The following is a 17,373-nucleotide window of genomic DNA, read 5'->3' as shown; positions in this document are numbered from 1 at the left end:
GCTGACCAGTTGGCCCGGTGCGCTGATGCCCCGTCGGCGACACAGCGTAGCGGTCGTGATCTTCGGCCCGGGATCCGATTCCCGCCTCGGTCGCCAGGCCAGGCAAGATGGAGGCGTGACCCTCATCGATCAGCTACCGCCGACCGCCGACCCCGACGCCCTCTACGAAGCCTTCGAGTCGTGGGCCCAGGAGCGCGGTCTCACGCTCTACCCCCACCAGGAGGAGGCGCTGATCGAGGTGGTCTCCGGTGCGAACGTGATCGTGTCGACGCCCACCGGCTCCGGCAAGAGCATGATCGCCGCCGGTGCGCACTTCGCCGCGCTGGCCCGGGACGAGGTCACCTTCTACACGGCTCCGATCAAGGCGCTGGTGTCGGAGAAGTTCTTCGAGCTGTGCAAGCTCTTCGGCACCGAGAACGTCGGCATGCTCACCGGCGACGCCTCCGTGAACGCCGACGCGCCCGTCATCTGCTGCACCGCCGAGGTGCTCGCGTCGATCGCGCTGCGCGACGGCAAGGACGCCGACGTCGGCCAGGTCGTCATGGACGAGTTCCACTTCTACGCGGAGCCCGACCGCGGCTGGGCCTGGCAGATCCCGCTGCTCGAACTGCCGCAGGCGCAGTTCATCCTCATGTCGGCCACGCTCGGCGACGTCTCCTTCTTCGAGAAGGACCTCCCCCGCCGCACCGGCCGCCCCACCGCGGTGGTCCGCTCGGCGACCCGCCCCGTGCCCCTGTCCTACGAGTACCGGCGCACCCCGCTCACCGAGACCCTCACCGACCTGCTGCAGAGCCGGCAGGCGCCGGTCTACATCGTGCACTTCACCCAGGCCCAGGCCGTGGAGCGGGCGCAGGCGCTGATGAGTATCAACATGTGCTCGCGCGAGGAGAAGGAGCAGATCGCCGAGCTGATCGGAAACTTCCGCTTCACCACCAGGTTCGGCCGCAACCTCTCCCGTTACGTCCGGCACGGCATCGGCGTCCACCATGCCGGCATGCTGCCCAAGTACCGGCGCCTGGTGGAGAAGCTCGCTCAGGCCGGTCTGCTGAAGGTGATCTGCGGCACGGACACGCTCGGCGTGGGTGTCAACGTCCCGATCCGCACGGTGCTGTTCACTGCGCTCACCAAGTACGACGGCAACCGCGTCCGCACGCTGCGCGCCCGTGAGTTCCACCAGATCGCCGGCCGCGCCGGGCGTGCGGGCTTCGACACGGCGGGCTTCGTGGTCGCGCAGGCTCCCGAGCACGTCATCGAGAACGAGAAGGCGCTCGCCAAGGCGGGCGACGACCCGAAGAAGCGCCGCAAGGTCGTCCGCAAGAAGGCCCCGGAGGGCTTCATCGGCTGGACGGAGAACACCTTCGAGAAGCTCATCGCCTCCGAACCGGAGCCACTGACGTCCCGGTTCCAAGTGACGCACACGATGCTGCTGTCGGTGATCGCCCGTCCCGGCAACGCCTTCGAGGCGATGCGGCACCTGCTGGAGGACAACCACGAGCCGCGCAAGCAGCAGCTGAAGCACATCCGGCGCGCGATCGCAATCTACCGCTCGCTGCTGGACGGCGGCATCGTCGAGAAGCTCGACAAGCCGGACGCCGAGGGCCGCATCGTCCGCCTCACGGTCGACCTGCAGCAGGACTTCGCGCTCAACCAGCCGCTGTCCACCTTCGCGCTCGCCGCGTTCGAACTGCTGGACCCCGAGTCGCCGTCCTACGCGCTGGACATGGTGTCCGTCGTGGAGTCCACGCTGGACGATCCGCGGCAGATCCTCGTCGCCCAGCAGAACAAGGCGCGGGGCGAGGCGGTGGCGGCGATGAAGGCGGACGGCGTCGACTACGAGGAGCGCATGGAGCGCCTCCAGGACATCACCTACCCCAAGCCCCTGGAGGAGCTGCTCTTCCACGCGTACAACACCTACCGCAAGAGCCACCCCTGGGTCGGCGACCATCCGCTGTCGCCGAAGTCCGTCGTCCGGGACATGTACGAACGGGCGCTGTCGTTCACGGAGTTGGTCTCCTTCTACGAGCTGGCCCGCACCGAGGGCATTGTGCTGCGCTACCTCGCCAGCGCCTACAAGGCCCTGGAGCACACCATCCCGGACGACCTGAAGTCCGAGGACCTTCAGGACCTCATCGAATGGCTCGGCGAGATGGTGCGCCAGGTCGACTCCAGCCTGCTGGACGAGTGGGAGCAGCTGGCCAACCCGGAGGAGATGACCGCCGAGGAGGCCCAGGAGAAGGCCGACCAGGTGAAGCCGGTCACCACCAACGCGCGCGCCTTCCGCGTCCTGGTCCGCAACGCGATGTTCCGCCGCGTCGAGCTCGCCGCCCTCGACCGGATCGAGGAGCTGGGCGAGATGGACGCCGAGTCCGGGTGGGATGCCGAGGCCTGGGGCGAAGCGATGGACAAGTACTGGGAGCAGTACGACGACCTCGGCACCGGTCCCGATGCCCGCGGCCCCAAGCTGCTGGTGATCCAGGAAGAGCCGCAGAACGGCTTGTGGCGTGTGAGGCAGATCTTCGACGACCCGAACGGCGACCACGACTGGGGCATCAGCGCGGAGGTCGACCTTGCGGCCTCCGACGCGGAGGGCCGGGCGGTCGTCCGCGTCACCGACGTCGGCCAGCTGTGAGCACAGGAGAATCCCACCCATGACAAACCCGGCCGAAAGGCTCGTCGACCTGCTCGACCTGGAGCAGATCGAGGTCAACATCTTCCGCGGCCGCAGCCCGCAGGAGTCCCTGCAGCGGGTCTTCGGCGGCCAGGTGGCGGGCCAAGCGCTGGTAGCCGCCGGGCGCACCACGGACGGCGAGCGCCCGGTGCACTCGCTGCACGCGTACTTCCTGCGTCCTGGCCGACCGGGGGTGCCGATCGTGTACCAGGTCGAGCGGGTGAGGGACGGGCGGTCCTTCACGACCCGCCGGGTCACCGCCGTGCAGCAGGGCCGCACGATCTTCAATCTGACCGCCTCCTTTCACCAACCTGAACAGGGGAGCTTCGAGCACCAGCTGCCGCCGGCCCGCAAGGTCCCGGACCCGGAGTCCCTGCCGACGGTCACGGACGAGATCCGGGAGCACCTGGGCGAGCTGCCCGAGCGGTTCGAGCGCATGGCGCGCCGCCAGCCCTTCGACATCCGTTACGTGGACCGGCTGCGCTGGACCCCCGAGGAGGTCAAGGACGCCGAGCCGCGCAGCGCCGTGTGGATGCGCGCGGTCGGGCCGCTCGGCGACGACCCGCTCGTGCACACCTGCGCGCTGACCTACGCCAGTGACATGACCCTGCTGGATGCCGTGCGCATCCCGGTCGAGCCGCTGTGGGGCCCGCGCGGCTTCGACATGGCGTCGCTGGACCACGCCATGTGGTTCCACCGGCCGTTCCGCGCGGACGAGTGGTTCCTGTACGACCAGGAGTCCCCGATCGCGACGGGCGGCCGGGGTCTGGCCCGCGGGCGCATCTACGACGTGGAGGGTCGCCTGCTGGTGTCGGTCGTCCAGGAGGGGCTCTTCCGCGCGCTGTAGGCAGGCGCCCGGCCGGTGGGGGGCCGGTGGACCGGGGGCTCCTTGTCCGGGGACCTGTTGTCCGGGGGCTCGTGGACCTGTTGTCCGGGGACCGGTGGTCCGGCGAACGGTGGTCCGGTTGTCGCTTCGTCCGGCGGCTCAGGCACCTCTGCGGAAGAACCGGCCCAGCAGGCCGCGTGACCGCTCGGACTGCTCGGGCGCGGTCGGATGCCGTTCCGGTTCCGGACGCCGGTCGGTGCGCCGCGGGGCCGGTCGTGGCGCCGGTCGTGGCGCGGGTCGTGGCGCCGGCCGGTGGGCTCGCGCCTCCTCCAGTGCTTGGGTCAGGTCGGCCCGCAGCCAGCCGATCTCGTCGGGGTCGTCCGCCGTCATGATCCGCTCGGCGAGGTGGGCGGCGGGCGAGCCCGGTGTGCCGTGGGCGGGCGGCCGCGGCCGGAAACGGTTCAGGTAGGCGCGTTCATACGGGTTGCTGATGATCTCCGAAACCTGGACCGGGTCGAGCAACGACGCCACGGCGGCCGCCCGCTCCCACGGGTCGTCGGCCTGGCGCAGCAGGAAGCCCATGTGGCGTCCGCGCCAGTTGCGCGGGCGCAGGTCCAGGCCCGCAGCCAACTGGTCCCTCAGTCCCTCGGGCAGGGGCCGGTTCAGCAGCGAGGCGCTCTTCGCGTCGGCCGCGAACTGCCGAAGCTCGTCAGCCAGATACAGCCACACCACGGCCCGGTAGCGGTTGAGGTAGAACGTGACCGGTACCACAAGTCCCAGGCGGGCGAGTCGCGTGAACCTGGCTGCGGTCACCTCCATGATGGCCGCGCCCTCCTTGGTGCCCACGGCCTCGACGCGCTTCTGCAGCGCTTCCGGGAAGCCCTCCTGCGCACGCAGCCGCTCGATCTCCGCGCGGGGGACGCGGCGGCCGCCTCCCCCTTCGTCGGGGACGGTGCGGATGTGGCCGAGGTGGACGGCCAGGTCGAACTGGCTCCGCTTGAGGCCCAGTTCCCTGGCCGCTCGGCTCTGGGTGAAGGGCGTTTCGCGCTTCCCTGTGACCTGTTCCGCCGTGGGCGTGACCTCATGCGTGATGGTGTTGCTGGACATGCTCGTCTCCCCCGTGGAGTGTGTGGCTCGCGCCGTGTGCGCCCGCCCGGAAAAACCGTAGCCGGTGCTGCGGATCTCGTGGCGAGCCTGTGGATAACTCCACGGGAGACGACGAACGCGCAGGTCAGAGGTCCGTTGCCGGAGCTCGTTCGGGCTGGCGGGCGTCCACGTCGAGGTGCTCACCGACTCGGTTCACGAGCAGGGTCATCTCGTAGGCGATCTGGCCTATGTCGGCCTCCGCACCGGTGAGGACGCACAGGCAACTGCCCGCGCCGGCGGCCGTGACGAACAGCACCGCGTCGTCGAACTCGACCATCGTCTGGCGCACCCTGCCCGCGCCGAAGTGACGTCCCGAGCCCTTGGCCAGGCTGTGCAGCCCGGACGAGACGGCTGCGAGGTGCTCCGCGTCCTCGCGTCGCAGTCCCGTGCTCGCGCCCGTCACCAGACCGTCGTTGGACAGGATCAGTGCGTGCCGTACGTGTTGGACACGCTCGGTCAGGTCGTCCAGCAGCCAGCCAAGTGTTGGCTTCTGCGCCATGATGCGATCTCCCCGTGTGATGGATCCCCCCTGGCCGGAGGATCTCCCGCCAGCCTTCCCCACGACCGCTGTCCCGGCAAGGAGGATGGGGACATGGCGCAGAAGATGACCGACGAGGAATGGCGGGCGTTCGTCTCGCACGGTACCCGCACCGGCAAGCTGTCGACCGTCCGGGCCGACGGGAGCCCGCACGTGGCGCCGATCTGGTTCGTGCTCGACGGGGACGACGTGGTGTTCAACACCGGGAAGGAGACCGTGAAGGGACGCAATCTGGCACGTGACGGCCGGGTCGCCCTGTGCGTGGACGACGAGCGGCCACCGTTCTCCTTCGTGGTGCTGCAGGGCCGCGCCCGTCTGTCGGAGGACCTCGAAGAGCTTCGGCACTGGGCCACCCGCATCGGCGGCCGCTACATGGGCGAGGAGCGCGCCGAGGAGTTCGGCGTGCGCAACGGCGTCCCGGGCGAACTGCTCGTCCGTGTCACGATCGACAAGGTGATGGCGCTGAGGGACCTCGCGGACTGAGGGCGGGTGCCGTCCGGAAGCCCGCGCCGGCTGTCCACCTGTCGGCGTCCGAAGGATTCCGGTCAGCCCACGGAGTCGAGCAGCCGGGCGGTGTGCATTCGCCCGGCGTACTCGACGAGCCGGATCAGCACCTCCTTCCCGGAGTCGCGGTCACGGGCGTCGCAGAGGACGACTGGCGTTCCCCGGTCGAGGTCGAGGGCGCGGGAGACGTCGTGGGCGCCGTAGGTGCGGGCGCCTGCGAAGCAGTTGACGGCCACCACGAACGGGATGCGCCGGTGCTCGAAGTAGTCCACCGCGGGGAAGCAGTCCTCGAGCCGCCGGGTGTCCGCGAGGACCACGGCGCCGAGGGCTCCCTGCGACAGTTCGTCCCACAGAAACCAGAAGCGGTCCTGGCCCGGCGTGCCGAAGAGGTAGAGGGAGAGGCCGGACCGGATGGTGATGCGCCCGAAGTCCATGGCGACGGTCGTGGTGACCTTGTGGTCCACGCCGTCGGTGTCGTCCACCAACTGGCCGGCTTCGCTCAGCAGTTCCTCGGTCCGCAGCGGCCGGATCTCACTGACCGCGCCCACCAGTGTGGTCTTTCCCACGCCGAATCCGCCGGCGACCAGTATCTTCAACGCCAGGGCGGCCGTCTCGCCACCCGGGGCATCGGAGCGCTCGGAGACCATGGATCACTTCTCTCAGGAGTGGCGGCAACGGTCGACGTGTTGAGGGCTTGCCGCGCACTGGCGCGGCGTCCGCGCGGGGCTTCGGTGCAGGGATGCGAAGTCAGCATCATGACAACTGCGGCACCCCTTCGAGGGATTGGACCGCAATTTCTCCGATGTGACCGTCTCACGCCCATTCGGTGCCAGGACGGGTGCGCAACGGGGACGCGTGCGCTCGGCGATGGGGTCTGATCCGTCATCTACAGCGCCCGCAATCCCTCGATCACCTCACGCAGAATCCTTTCGTCGGGGAGCTGCGGGGGCGGCACCGGACGGCTGACGGTGACGCAGCCGAGTTCCAGGACGTCTCCGAGGAGCACCCTGACCACCCCGACGGGCAGGTCGGCGCCCGCGGCGAGTTCGGCGACCGACTGCGTCTCCCCCCGGCACAGGTCGATGAGGGTCCGGTGTTCCGGCCCAAGCGCGGTGTCGTCGTCCACGCCGGGCGCGCCCGGGTCAAGCGTGACGAGGGCGATCAGGTCGAAACGCACACCGGTGGGACCGGGCTTGGTGCGCCCGCCCGTCATGGCGTACGGGCGGACTAGCGGTCCGGCCTCGCTGTCGTACCACTGACTGCCCGGCTCGCGCTGGGCGCCCCTCATGTCCTCGGTCATCTGCGCGGACCGCCCTTTCGCCTTATCCGGCGGCGGGCGGCCGCGCCGTGCCACGTGGCCGCGAGCCGGCGCATCGTGCAGCACCAAGTCGTCCAGCAGCCAGTCGAGTTCGCCTGACCGCTGGGCGGCCCTCATGCTGGGGTCCTGGATCATGCGGGGTCTCCTTCGCTGCTGTCGCTGCCGGCTTCGGGCTCCGGGGTGGCACCGCGACCGGGCTGCCTGCTGCCGCCGCGTGCCCAGCCGTCGCGGTACGCGGCCATGCGGTCCCGTACGATTTCGGGCGTGCGCCGGTCGTCGCTGCGGGGGGCCTGAGCGCGCGCCGGTTCCTCAGCGCGCTGCCCGCGCAGTTGCGGGGCGAGGCTCGCCTGCCGCACACGCCGCGGGAGGTCGTCGGAGCCGTCGGGGTCCTCTGGGGGACGGTGCAGCCGCACGGTGGTGACTTTGGGGGGCGGGGTGTCGGTCGTAGTCTCCGGTGCGGCCTGCACCGAAGCGGCCAGTGCGGGCCGGTCGGCCGGTGCCGGAACGGACTCCTGGTGCTGTGCGGCACCGGGCACGCGCGCGTACTCGCGTTGCGCGGACCGCTCCTGGTCCGCCGCGGCGCGGGGGGGGAAGGGGGGAACGTTCCGCCGCGGCACGGGGGGAACGTTCCGCCGCGCCGCTGTGCAGCAGGGCCGTGGGCAGCAGGACGACCACGGTGGTGCCGCCGTAGGGCGAGGTCCGCAGGTGCACCTTGATGCCGTGGCGGGCAGCGAGCCTGCTCACCACGAAAAGTCCGAGCCGGTCGCTGTCGAACAGGTCGAGCGCCTCTGACTGGGCGATGCGGCGATTGGCCCCGGCGAGGGTCTCCTTCCCCATGCCCAGACCCCGGTCCTCGACCTCGACGGCGTAGCCGTTGCCGACAGGTTCGCCAGTGATGCGCACGCGCGTGTGGGGCGGTGAGAACTGGGCGGCGTTCTCCACGATCTCGGCGAGCAGGTGGGTGAGGTCGGCGACGGCCGCTCCGATGACGGACGCCTCGGGGAGCTGTCGTACCTCCACGCGCGCATAGTCCTCGACTTCGGAGACAGCCGCGCGGACCACGTTCGTCAGGGAGACCGGCATGCGCCAGTCGCGGCCGGGCGCCGCTCCGGAGAGGATGATCAGGCTCTCCGCGTGGCGCCGCATGCGGGTGGTGAGGTGGTCGAGCCGGAAGAGGTCGCTCAGCTCGTTCGGGTCCTCGGAGCGCCGCTCCATGCTGTCCAGCAGGCTCAGTTGGCGGTGGACGAGGACCTGACTGCGGCGGGCGAGGTTGACGAAGACCCCGGAGATGCCGCTGGCGAGTTCGGCGCGCTCCACGGCGGCGCGGTGCACGGTGCCCAGAGCCTCGGCGACCTGTCCTGCCTCGTCCTCCGAAGGCGGCCCGGGCGGGGCCTCGGCCCGGATGTCGATCTCCTCGCCCGCGTGCAGTTTCCGCATGGCCTCGGGAAGTTTGCGGCGGGCGATGTCCAGGGCGCTGTTGCGCAGGCTCACCAGCTCGACGACGAGGCCACGTGACGGCGGCGTCGGTGAGGGTGCGGCGCGTGTCGACGGTGCCCGTGAAGATCCTCAGCCGCTCTCCCTCCAGGCCGCCCGCCAGGCGGGCGCTGGAGAGCACCACGTGTTCCTGGGCCAATGCCTCACCTGCGCGGGAGAATTCGAGCAGCACGCGCGCGTCGGAGCCGAGGTCGGCGTCCTGGATGCCGGTGAGCGCCCCGCCCACGCCGAAGGCCGCCGAGATGGCCCTGGTGTACCGCCCGTATGCCGCGACGGGGGCCCGCACCTCGGAGTCCACGCGCTGCAACTGCCGCAGCCGGGAGATGTCCTGGGCGGTGCTGACGGTGGCGTACGCCCACAGGGCGAGCAGGGAGACGACCGGCACCATGAGCAGGCAGACGATCTTGGCTCGCACGGTGCGGGGGCGTGTCCGCCAGCGTCCCGCACGGGTGGGTGTGTCGTCCTGCCCCGCGGCGACCGGTTCGTCGCCCCCTTCGTCGGCGGGCGGCCCGGCATGCGCACGGCGGCCGCGCACGGGCGGCGGGGAGGGCGTCTCGACGCCTGTGGGGGTCCTGCGGGGTGTGCGCATGGCTCCTCGCTCGGGAGTGGTCTGGGGGCGTGCCGTCCGGGCCGTCGCCGGCCGTCCTGCTAGCGGACGGCGCTCTCGACCGGCCGCTGGGCCGAGGCGGACGCCTCGCGCTCCCCCGCCGTGGGCGACAGCGCGACGAAGGCCGACGTCAGGAAGAGGTAGGACCCGAGGCCGACGGCGAGGGGGAAGATGAACTGCATCGCCGTGGCCCCGGGGAGGAGCGCGTCGGAGGGTGTGATGTGCACACGCACCGCGAACATCCCGGTGTAGTGCATGCTGCTGACGGCGGCCCCCATGACGAGGGAGGCGGCGGTGACCGCGATGGGCGACTTGATGTTGAGTCCGGCCCACAGGGCGGCGGTCGCCGCGACGACGGCGATCACGACGGAGAGGGCGACGAGCAGCGGGTCGTAGCGCACGTCGCCGTGCAGACGCACCGCCGCCATGCCCAGATAGTGCATGCTCGCCACGCCCAGCCCGGTGGTGAGTCCGCCGAGGAACAGGGCGCGACGGCGGTCGCAGCTGTAGCCGACGGCGAAGACGACCGCGCACACGACGACCACGGCGACGAGGAGGCTGAGGATAGTCAGCGGCACGTCGTAGCGGATGTCGGTGCCGCCGACACCGAAGCCGAGCATTGCCACGAAGTGCATGGTCCAGATGCCGGTGCCGATCGCGGAGGCCGCGGTGACGAGCCAGTTGCGGCGGGAGCGTCCGGTGGCGGCGAGCGCGCGGGCCGTGCAGCGCAGCCCCAGCGCGGCGCCGATGCAGGCCATCGCGTACGACAGCACGGGGGTCAGCCAGCCGAAGGTGGCGTGGTCCAGGTGTCCCATGGCCCCGGGACGCTAGTGGGCGTAGGGGCGCACAAAGGGGGCGCATTTCGAAAGGTGATGGAATATGTCGCCGAGAGGTCCCTGAACGATCGCGTCACGCTCGAACGTGTGCGCCGCGACGTCATCCGTGCCGGTGAGGGATCATGCGGAACATGAGCGACGACCGCACACACGTCCAGGAGTTCTTCACCCCCCGCGCGGCCGACTGGGACACCAAGTTCCCCGACGACGGCCCCGCCTACGCGGCCGCGGTCGCCGAGCTCGGGCTGCGCGAGGGCGACCGCGTGCTCGACGCGGGATGCGGCACCGGCCGCGCCCTTCCGCCGCTGCGCGCGGCTGTGGGGCCCTCGGGCGTGGTCGTCGGGGCGGATCTGACCCCGGCGATGCTGCGGGAAGCCGTACGGGCCGGCCGGAACCGCGACGGGCGGCTGATGCTCGCCGACGTCAGTGCGCTGCCCCTGATGCCGGAGTCTCTCGACGCTGTGTTCGCCGCGGGCCTCATCGCGCACCTGCCGCACCCCGCCGACAACCTGCGGGAGTTGGCGCGCGTGGTGCGCCCCGGCGGCATGCTGGCGCTGTTCCACCCGATCGGCCGGGCGGCGCTCGCGGCACGCCAGGGGCGCCGGATCACACCGGACGACCTGCGCGCGGAACCCAACCTCCGTCCGCTGCTGGCCGGTTCTGGGTGGCGCATGACGTCGTACGTCGACGAGGAGGCCCGCTTCCTGGCGCTGGCCGTACGGGAAGGCTGACCCGTCACAGCCGCCCTGCGACGGCTGCCGCGAAGACGTCGGGATTGTCGAACATGACGTTGTGGCCGGCCCCGGGCACGGTCACCACGCGCACTCCCGCCGCTTCCAGCTCCTCCCTGCCTCCGAGTTCGCCGCTGAGCTCACCCTGCAGGTACACGCGGTCGACGGTGAGCCCCAAGAGGATGCTGCGCATCGTGGGGGCCGAGCCGCGCCTGAGCCCCACCGCGCTGCGGTGCAGTCCGCGCGGGTCGGCAAGACGCATGGTCGCCGCCCAGAGCGGACCGACCTTCTCCAGCACGCGCGCGTGGTCGCCGTTGACGAACGCGTCCTCCTCATGGGAGGCGATCCCGCTGCTGCCCGCGGTGGGCGGCGGAAAGGGGTCGAGGTTGGCCTCCGTGAGGACCAGGCGGGAGGCGAGGTCGGGCCTGCGGTGGGCGAGCACGATCGCGACGGCGCCGCCCATGCTGTGCGCGATCAGCTCGGCGCCGGTCAGCCCCGCCTCGTCCAGCGCGGCGGCCAGGGCGTCGGCATGCTCCTCGAGGGTGTAACCGAATTGTTCGGGTCGGTCGCTGATGCCGTGTCCGGGCAGATCGACGAACAGACTGCGCCGGCCCGCGACCTCGGGACGGGCCGCGATGTGCGCGTGATAGACGGCCGAGACCGAGCCCAGTCCGTGCACGTACACCCGCGCGGGCTCCTCACCCGGCGTTTCCGTCCAGCGGATGCAGCTGCCTCTCCCGTCGAACTCGGCCTGTTTCATGCCCGCCCTCCCTCTAGTGCCACCGTTGGCGTTTCTGATCACCTCACAGGTGATACCTCGTGCCCGATGTATAGCAAACACGGTGTATTCAGCTTTCGATGTACAGCGCCCCTGCGAGAGAATGCCGCCATGCTGGAGTTGGCCATCCTCGGATTCCTGTACGACGCCCCCCTGCACGGGTACGAGCTGCGCAAACGCATCACGGCGCTGACGGGACACGTGCGGCCCGTCGCCGAAAGCACGCTCTACCCGGCGATCAAGCGGCTGGAGAAGGCGGGTCTGCTGGAGCGGGCCACGGAGCCGGGGTCCGTGGCCGCGCCGCGCCATGTCCTGACGCTCACCGAGGAGGGCAGGCGCGAACTGCGCCGTCGGCTGGCCGAACCGGTCCAGCGGGACATCACCGACGAGAACCGCTGGTTCACCCTGCTCGCCTTTCTCAGGCACCTGGACGACCCCGACGCCCAGGCAGCCGTACTACGGCGCAGACTGGCCTTCCTGGAGACGCCCACAAGTTTCTTCTACGAAGGTGACAGGCCGGTGCGCGCCGAGGAGCTCGACGACCCCTTCCGGCGGGGCATCCTCACCATCGCTCGGGCCACGACCCAGGCCGAACTGGCCTGGCTGCGCGCCACGATCGACTCACTGGGCGGAGCCGCCCGCTGAGCCGGCGGCGTGCCGCACGGGGCAGCCCCGGACGCCGGGGACGGGGCGGGTGCCGAGGTCGGCGAGCCGGTAGCCGTTCGGATAGCTCTTGATCTCCCAGTTCTGCCGCGCGAAGTGCGGAGCCCGCCGCGGCGGCAGCAGGCGCACGACGCGTCCTCGGGTCCGCACCGCACGGCGCACGAACGCACGGGTGAGACCGGCCGGGGACTCGTAGCGGAAGGCCCGCAGCAGCGCCTCGTCGAGCAGGGCGAGGGTCGTGGTGCGCAGGAGGGGCGCGAGGGGACGCGGATACCAGGAGGCCATCAGGTCGAGCGTGGCGTCGGAGACCCGCCGGGCCTGCTCGTCCCAGCCGAAGTGGGCCTCCTCGTAGGCGTCGAGGTGGGCCTCGAACTCCTCGTAGGACTCGGGGATGTCCTTGATGCCCATGTGCCGGCCCAGCGTGCGGTAGTGGACGGCGGACGCGACCACCTCGTGCCGGGAGAGCCGACGCCATCCATAGGCGTCGATCCACCGCTTGGGCATGACGGCGAACGTACTGAGCACGTACCGCATGTCGTCGTTGCTGATGTCGTAGCTGCGGTGCATCCGGTTGATGCGGCGGATCGCCGTGCGGCCCTGCTCGCTGCCGAAACCGTGCTCCACGACGGCGTCGAGGAGCAGCGACGTGTCGTCGTAGCGCCTCTGCGTACGGTCGGTGAGCTCCGCCGTCTCGGCGAGCAGCCGGCCGATGCTCGGGACGGCGTAGGTGCGGTAGAGGGCCAGCTCCAGGGCTCGCGTGTAATCCCAGGGGAACTCGTATGCAACGGTGAGCCGGAGGATCTCCGACGCGTCCGCCACCGGATCCATCCGGCGGATCTGTTCAAGCCGGTCGAATCGCTGCACCGCACCGTCCCCCTTCTGCCGTCGAAGCTCCAACTCTACGTTGAGTAGCAGCAGATGAACGTTCAGCGCTGGAAACCACGCAGGGGAAGGTGGTCCGCATGTTGGCCAGGCTCCGCAAGTCCTTCGCCGGATTCGTCACCTCCTTGCGCGCGGAGATGGGCAATGGCCGGGAAACCCGCGCGCACAATCTGTTCGAGGCCGCTGCCGCCTATGTGTCGGCCTGCGCGGAGGACGATCAGGAACGGATCGACGAGGCCACGACCTGGGTGTCGCCGGAGGCCCTGTCGTTCGGGGTGAGCGAGCTGGCGTGCCGTGCCGTGATCGCGCTGGCGCGGGAGCGCGACGAGTCGCCGCGGACGGTGGCACGGGCGCTGCTCGGGCTTCCAGCGGCCTGAGCCGCGGACGCCCAACGGTCGTTTCGCCCCCGTCCAGGTGGAAAACTGCAGGTCCGAGTGCCACAGGAGTCGTGACAACCGCCTTCCGCTCGCACTAGGGTGCGCGCCGTTGGACCAACCGATGGGGAGGCTGGGATGGCCGGGACGGACGAGGACGCCGTCGCCGCCGCGGACGATGCGCTCTATGTGCTCACGGCGGTACTGCTGACGCCGGCGCAGTTCCCGAGTGTGCTTGGCGACGACTATCCGGAGGCCTGTGCGGCGCTCGGTCTCGCGCCGTGCGCCGACGGGTACGGCCTGGTGCTCGGCCAGGACGGTGACGGGGCACGATGGACAGTCGTCATCGACGACGTCTCGCTGGTCGCCGTTGCCATCGCGTCCTGGGACTGCGGCATGGAGTACGACCTGTCGCCCGACGAGCGCACGGTCGTCGCCGCCCTGCCGGGCTGGCCCCTCGCGGTCGCCGTCGCGGCTCCCGGCGTGCCTGCACCGCACGATCCCGACCCCGAGGTCGCGGACGGGCCCGTGCTGTCGCCGCCGGACACCAGTACCTGGGGCCCGGCCCAGCGTCGACTGGGCGCCGACGAGATCGCACTGCAGTGGGCGGTGTGGCGGGAGCAGATCGACGACGCCGACTTCCCCGCTCCGGTCGGCAGGTCCGAGGCGAACGACGGCTCGTCGGACGAGGCCGACGAGAACGCGCCAAAGGGCCACAGCGGCATCCGGCGCGTGCTGGCGGAGGCCCGCGCGTACGTGGACTCGCCACCGCCGCTGGGCCGCGTCAGGTCGTCCTTCGCCCCGGGCGACGCGCGGACCCTGCGGGCCGACGGCCCGGGCTGGTCGCTGGTGGCCCGCACCGACGACATCGCCTTCGTGCTCCTCGACGAGGAGCCCGGCGAAGTCCTGCCGATCGGCCGTGGCCCGGAGCTGCCCGGCCTGCTGGAGGCCCTCGACAAGCTGGCGGTCCGCCCGAGCTGACCGCTGCGGGCAACGGCAGCGGCTCGGCGGGACAGCTCGCAGATCGTTGCGGAGCACGGGACTGCACCTCCGATGCATGTCTTGGCTCCCTAGGGCGAGCCGCCACTTGGTGTGGCGCCAACCCATGGATGACGCGGAGGCAGGCCCGCACGATGGGGCAGCTCCGGGCTCCACTGCCCGTGCTGTTCCCCCGCTCGTCGCGTCCTGGAGGCCCGTCATGCGTCTGTCCCGAGGTGTTCCGCTCGTTGCCGCCACGCTGGTGACGGCCGCTCTCACATGGCCGTCACCCGCCGAAGCCACGGCAGGTCACGACGGCCACTGCGCGCGTCAGGAGCGCGTACGGGTGCCGGGCGCGGCCTTTCAGCAGAGCGCCTGTCTGCCGGACCTGACCACCACGGCACTCGGCGGGACCCCTTACACGGACACCGCCGACCAGGCAGGGCTCACGGCCCGGGCGACCCGCACGCCGTCCGGCGTGCCCGGGGTGCAGATCGACGGCTACTTCCCGGACTCCTCGCACTTCAACACCACCCACGGCTGGCGGCACGACGCGCAGTTCGTGATCCGGCTGCCGGACCGCTGGAACGGCGGTCTCGTGGTCACCGGAGCGCCCGGCACGCGCAAGCAGTACGCCACGGACAAGGCGATCTCGGACCAGGTGCTGGCACAGGGCTATGCCTATGCCGCAACCGACAAGGGCAACAACGGAGCCGACTTCTACCGCGACGGCACCCGGCCCGGTGACGCCGTCGCCGAGTGGAACTCACGGACCACCCAGCTCGCCCGAGCCGCCAAGGACGCGGTGGCCCAGCGCTACGGGCGCGCCCCGCGCCGTACGTACATGACCGGCATCTCCAACGGCGGATACCTCACACGCTGGCAGTTGGAACACCACCCGGAGCTGTACGACGGGGGCGTGGACTGGGAGGGTGCCCTGTGGACGGCCGACGGCCCGAGCCTGCTCACCTCGCTGCCCGCCGCGGTCGCGCGGACACTGGGCTCGGCGAGCGAGGAGGACCTGTACGCGGTGGGCTTCGCGCGGGGCTCCGAGTTCCTGTGGCCGTACCACGAACAGGCCTACTGGGGCGTCACGCAGAAGATCTACCGCGCCGAGTTCGACCCGGGGTACGACCCGAGCTGCCCTGGCCCGTCCGCGGGGACCACGCCGGAGCAGATCCTGGCACCGTGCGCCTCCGACGCCGCATACGACTTTGCGGCCCGTCCGGCGTCCGTCCACCGGGCCGTGGCCCGCGTGGCGCTGACCGGGCGCATCGGCAGACCCCTGATCACGCTGCACGGCGACCTGGACGCGCTGCTGCCCAGGCGGGCGGACTCGGACGTGTACGCGCGCATGGTCGACGCGAGCGGACGTGGCCGGCTGCACCGCTATTACACGATCCAGGGCGGCACGCACGTCGACGGGCTGTACGACACGTATCCGGACCGGCTGCGGCCGATCCTGCCGTGCTACCGGTCGGCGTTCGACGCGCTGGCGTCGTGGGTGGAGCGCGGTGTCAAGCCTCCCGCGGACCGGACCGTCGGCAGGCCCGCGGGAGGCGATGTGGTCGACGCCTGCGCCTTGGGGGGTACCGCGTCGGCACGGTAGTTCCTCAGCGGCCGAGCTCCTTGTGGGTGACACGGCGCAGCCTGCGCCGCTGCGAGGGGTCAAGCGCGAGGTACGCGGCGGCCGGGACTCCCAGGACTATCAGGAGTGCGGCCCACCAGGGCAGCCAGATCAGCAGGATGAGCCCGGCCGCCACACCTCCTGCGGCGATCTTCGCGTTCTTCGACATCTGTCGCCTCCTTCGCGGCCACTGCCGCTCTCTGTGGTGAGAACGGCTCCGCCCTTCCGGCAGTTCCGGATCACGACCCTGAGACGCCCCTGAGACGTCCCTGAGGCTCGCCCCTACTGGCCGCCTCGCGCCGAGTCTCCTCGCCGGTCCGGCGCAGCATCGCCTGCTCCGCTCTGAGGGGCTCGCCCACCTCGTGCATATGGCGCAGGGCCTGCCGGTAGGAGTCGAGGGGGCCGGTCTCCACGAGGGGACGCCCAGGTCCCGGCAGTGGGCGCGTACCAGGGGCTGGGCGAGCCGCAGGTGCGGACGGGGCATGCTGGGGAACAGGTGGTGCTCGATCTGGTAATTGAGGCCGCCGAGGAACCAGTCCGTCAGGGCTCCGCCGTGGATGTTGCGGGAGGTGAGCACCTGGCGGCACGGGTGACCCCAGCGCTCGCCGCGCGGATCCGGCATCTCCATGCCTTGTGATTGGGTGCGAAGGCCAGGCCCAGGTGCAGGCCGAACAGCGCCTGGTGGAGGGCGGCGAAGGCCAGCGCCTTGCCGGGGGACAGGCAGCCGAGCAGCAACGACGTGTAGGCGGCGACGTGGCCGACCAGCAGGGCGCCTTCCAGGGCCCGCTCCCCGGGAGCCTGTCGGCGCAGGTCCTTGAAGCTGTGGACCTTGAGGGCGACTCCCTCCAGGAGGGTGAGCCGGAAGAACAGCCACGCCTGGTTGCGGGTGAGCCAGCCTCGCAAGCCCGTCCGCTGCCTGGCCTGCTCCCCGGTGAAGACCAGGACGTCCGCTGCGACGTCCGGATCCTTGTCGATGTGATGGGGGTTGGCGTGGTGGCGGTTGTGCTTCGCGTTCCACCACGAACAGCTGAGCCCGAGCAGCAGATTGCCGTGGATCAGGCCGATGAGCCGGCTGATGGCCTTGTTGCCGGTGATCTGGGAATGGCCCGCGTCATGGCCTATGAACGCCGTGCGTGCGCAGAGCACGGCGAGCAGCGGAGCCAGGAGCAGCGCGGAGCAGCGCCCACCAGGAATCGCCGACCAGAGGAGCCCGGTGACGGTACCGGCCAGCGCGAGAGCGTTGGCGGTGATGCCGCGCACGTACCAGGCATGTCGCCGCTCCGGGAGGCGCGCGCCCTTGACCGTGCGCAACAGGGGCGCGCGAATTCGCTGCCGGCGGGTGAGGCGCCGGTCGTCTCCTCGGAGCTGACCGCGACGGCTGCGGTGGGCTGGGGCATGGCTGG

At 70.9% G+C, this 17,373-nt stretch carries 16 protein-coding genes and 2 pseudogenes; 8 read left to right on the top strand and 10 right to left on the bottom strand.

The features are described 5' to 3' along the window. The first annotated feature begins 115 nt into the window (after positions 1-115). Positions 116-2,629 (top strand): DUF3516 domain-containing protein, encoded by a 2,514-nt coding sequence (locus ABZV31_RS06785; protein WP_355889137.1) that lies wholly within the window; start codon positions 116-118, stop codon positions 2,627-2,629. Between the two features lie 19 nt (positions 2,630-2,648). After that, positions 2,649-3,515 (top strand): acyl-CoA thioesterase II, encoded by an 867-nt coding sequence (locus tag ABZV31_RS06780; RefSeq protein ID WP_355889134.1) that lies wholly within the window; start codon positions 2,649-2,651, stop codon positions 3,513-3,515. A 138-nt stretch (positions 3,516-3,653) separates the two neighbouring features. Here the strand turns inward: ABZV31_RS06780 and ABZV31_RS06775 are convergent, their stop codons facing one another. Both ABZV31_RS06775 and ABZV31_RS06770 read right to left on the bottom strand, forming a co-directional pair. After that, positions 3,654-4,601, bottom strand: a complete 948-nt coding sequence (locus ABZV31_RS06775) for a DUF6397 family protein (protein ID WP_355889131.1) — start codon at positions 4,599-4,601, stop codon at positions 3,654-3,656. A 124-nt stretch (positions 4,602-4,725) separates the two neighbouring features. Next, entirely contained in the window at positions 4,726-5,139 is a 414-nt protein-coding gene (locus ABZV31_RS06770; protein ID WP_355889128.1) for a roadblock/LC7 domain-containing protein, read from the bottom strand. A 93-nt stretch (positions 5,140-5,232) separates the two neighbouring features. Here ABZV31_RS06770 and ABZV31_RS06765 point away from each other — a divergent pair, with 93 nt between their 5' ends. Continuing rightward, a complete protein-coding gene (locus ABZV31_RS06765; protein WP_355889126.1) occupies positions 5,233-5,661 on the top strand; it encodes a PPOX class F420-dependent oxidoreductase in 429 nt (142 codons plus the stop codon). A gap of 62 nt (positions 5,662-5,723) precedes the next feature. Here ABZV31_RS06765 and ABZV31_RS06760 read toward each other — a convergent pair whose 3' ends face one another. The 4 genes and pseudogenes from ABZV31_RS06760 to ABZV31_RS06745 form a co-directional block, all read right to left on the bottom strand. Next, entirely contained in the window at positions 5,724-6,329 is a 606-nt protein-coding gene (locus ABZV31_RS06760) for an ATP/GTP-binding protein (protein WP_355889123.1), read from the bottom strand. A 239-nt stretch (positions 6,330-6,568) separates the two neighbouring features. Beyond that, positions 6,569-6,982 carry a DUF742 domain-containing protein gene (locus ABZV31_RS06755; protein WP_355890047.1) on the bottom strand — a complete coding sequence of 138 codons (414 nt, stop codon included), beginning with the start codon at positions 6,980-6,982 and terminating at the stop codon, positions 6,569-6,571. A 149-nt stretch (positions 6,983-7,131) separates the two neighbouring features. Next, positions 7,132-9,083 (bottom strand): annotated as a pseudogene (locus ABZV31_RS06750) (ATP-binding protein). A gap of 59 nt (positions 9,084-9,142) precedes the next feature. Next, entirely contained in the window at positions 9,143-9,916 is a 774-nt protein-coding gene (locus ABZV31_RS06745; protein WP_355889120.1) for an MHYT domain-containing protein, read from the bottom strand. A 152-nt stretch (positions 9,917-10,068) separates the two neighbouring features. Here ABZV31_RS06745 and ABZV31_RS06740 point away from each other — a divergent pair, with 152 nt between their 5' ends. Further along, entirely contained in the window at positions 10,069-10,668 is a 600-nt protein-coding gene (locus tag ABZV31_RS06740) for a class I SAM-dependent methyltransferase (protein ID WP_355889117.1), read from the top strand. A gap of 4 nt (positions 10,669-10,672) precedes the next feature. On the opposite strand, the gene ABZV31_RS06735 is transcribed toward ABZV31_RS06740, so the two are convergent. Continuing rightward, positions 10,673-11,428, bottom strand: a complete 756-nt coding sequence (locus ABZV31_RS06735) for an alpha/beta hydrolase (protein WP_355889114.1) — start codon at positions 11,426-11,428, stop codon at positions 10,673-10,675. A 129-nt stretch (positions 11,429-11,557) separates the two neighbouring features. On the opposite strand from ABZV31_RS06735, the gene ABZV31_RS06730 reads away from it, so the two are divergent. After that, complete coding sequence (locus ABZV31_RS06730) at positions 11,558-12,091, top strand: PadR family transcriptional regulator (RefSeq protein ID WP_355889111.1); 534 nt, start codon at positions 11,558-11,560, stop codon at positions 12,089-12,091. On the opposite strand, the gene ABZV31_RS06725 is transcribed toward ABZV31_RS06730, so the two are convergent. Then, positions 12,068-12,973 carry an oxygenase MpaB family protein gene (locus ABZV31_RS06725; RefSeq protein WP_355889109.1) on the bottom strand — a complete coding sequence of 302 codons (906 nt, stop codon included), beginning with the start codon at positions 12,971-12,973 and terminating at the stop codon, positions 12,068-12,070. The two genes, ABZV31_RS06730 and ABZV31_RS06725, sit on opposite strands and share 24 nt — an antisense overlap. Positions 12,974-13,071: 98 nt before the next feature. Here ABZV31_RS06725 and ABZV31_RS06720 point away from each other — a divergent pair, with 98 nt between their 5' ends. The 3 genes from ABZV31_RS06720 (at position 13,072) to ABZV31_RS06710 (ending at position 15,952) form a co-directional block, all read left to right on the top strand. Next, entirely contained in the window at positions 13,072-13,368 is a 297-nt protein-coding gene (locus tag ABZV31_RS06720; RefSeq protein WP_355889106.1) for a hypothetical protein, read from the top strand. A gap of 135 nt (positions 13,369-13,503) precedes the next feature. Continuing rightward, positions 13,504-14,346 (top strand): hypothetical protein, encoded by an 843-nt coding sequence (locus ABZV31_RS06715; protein WP_355889104.1) that lies wholly within the window; start codon positions 13,504-13,506, stop codon positions 14,344-14,346. Positions 14,347-14,563: 217 nt separating this feature from the next. Next, positions 14,564-15,952: a tannase/feruloyl esterase family alpha/beta hydrolase gene (locus ABZV31_RS06710; RefSeq protein ID WP_355889101.1), complete on the top strand. Its 1,389-nt coding sequence runs from the start codon at positions 14,564-14,566 to the stop codon at positions 15,950-15,952. Between the two features lie 4 nt (positions 15,953-15,956). On the opposite strand, the gene ABZV31_RS06705 is transcribed toward ABZV31_RS06710, so the two are convergent. Together ABZV31_RS06705 and ABZV31_RS06700 are read right to left on the bottom strand one after the other, a co-directional pair. Further along, positions 15,957-16,139, bottom strand: a complete 183-nt coding sequence (locus ABZV31_RS06705; protein WP_355889098.1) for a hypothetical protein — start codon at positions 16,137-16,139, stop codon at positions 15,957-15,959. Between the two features lie 70 nt (positions 16,140-16,209). Then, positions 16,210-17,367: pseudogene (locus ABZV31_RS06700) on the bottom strand (acyl-CoA desaturase). Positions 17,368-17,373: the final 6 nt, after the last annotated feature.

Source organism: Streptomyces sp. NPDC005202, from assembly GCF_040608235.1.
Taxonomy (GTDB): domain Bacteria; phylum Actinomycetota; class Actinomycetes; order Streptomycetales; family Streptomycetaceae; genus Streptomyces.
This window is presented reverse-complemented; position numbering and strand designations above follow the sequence as displayed.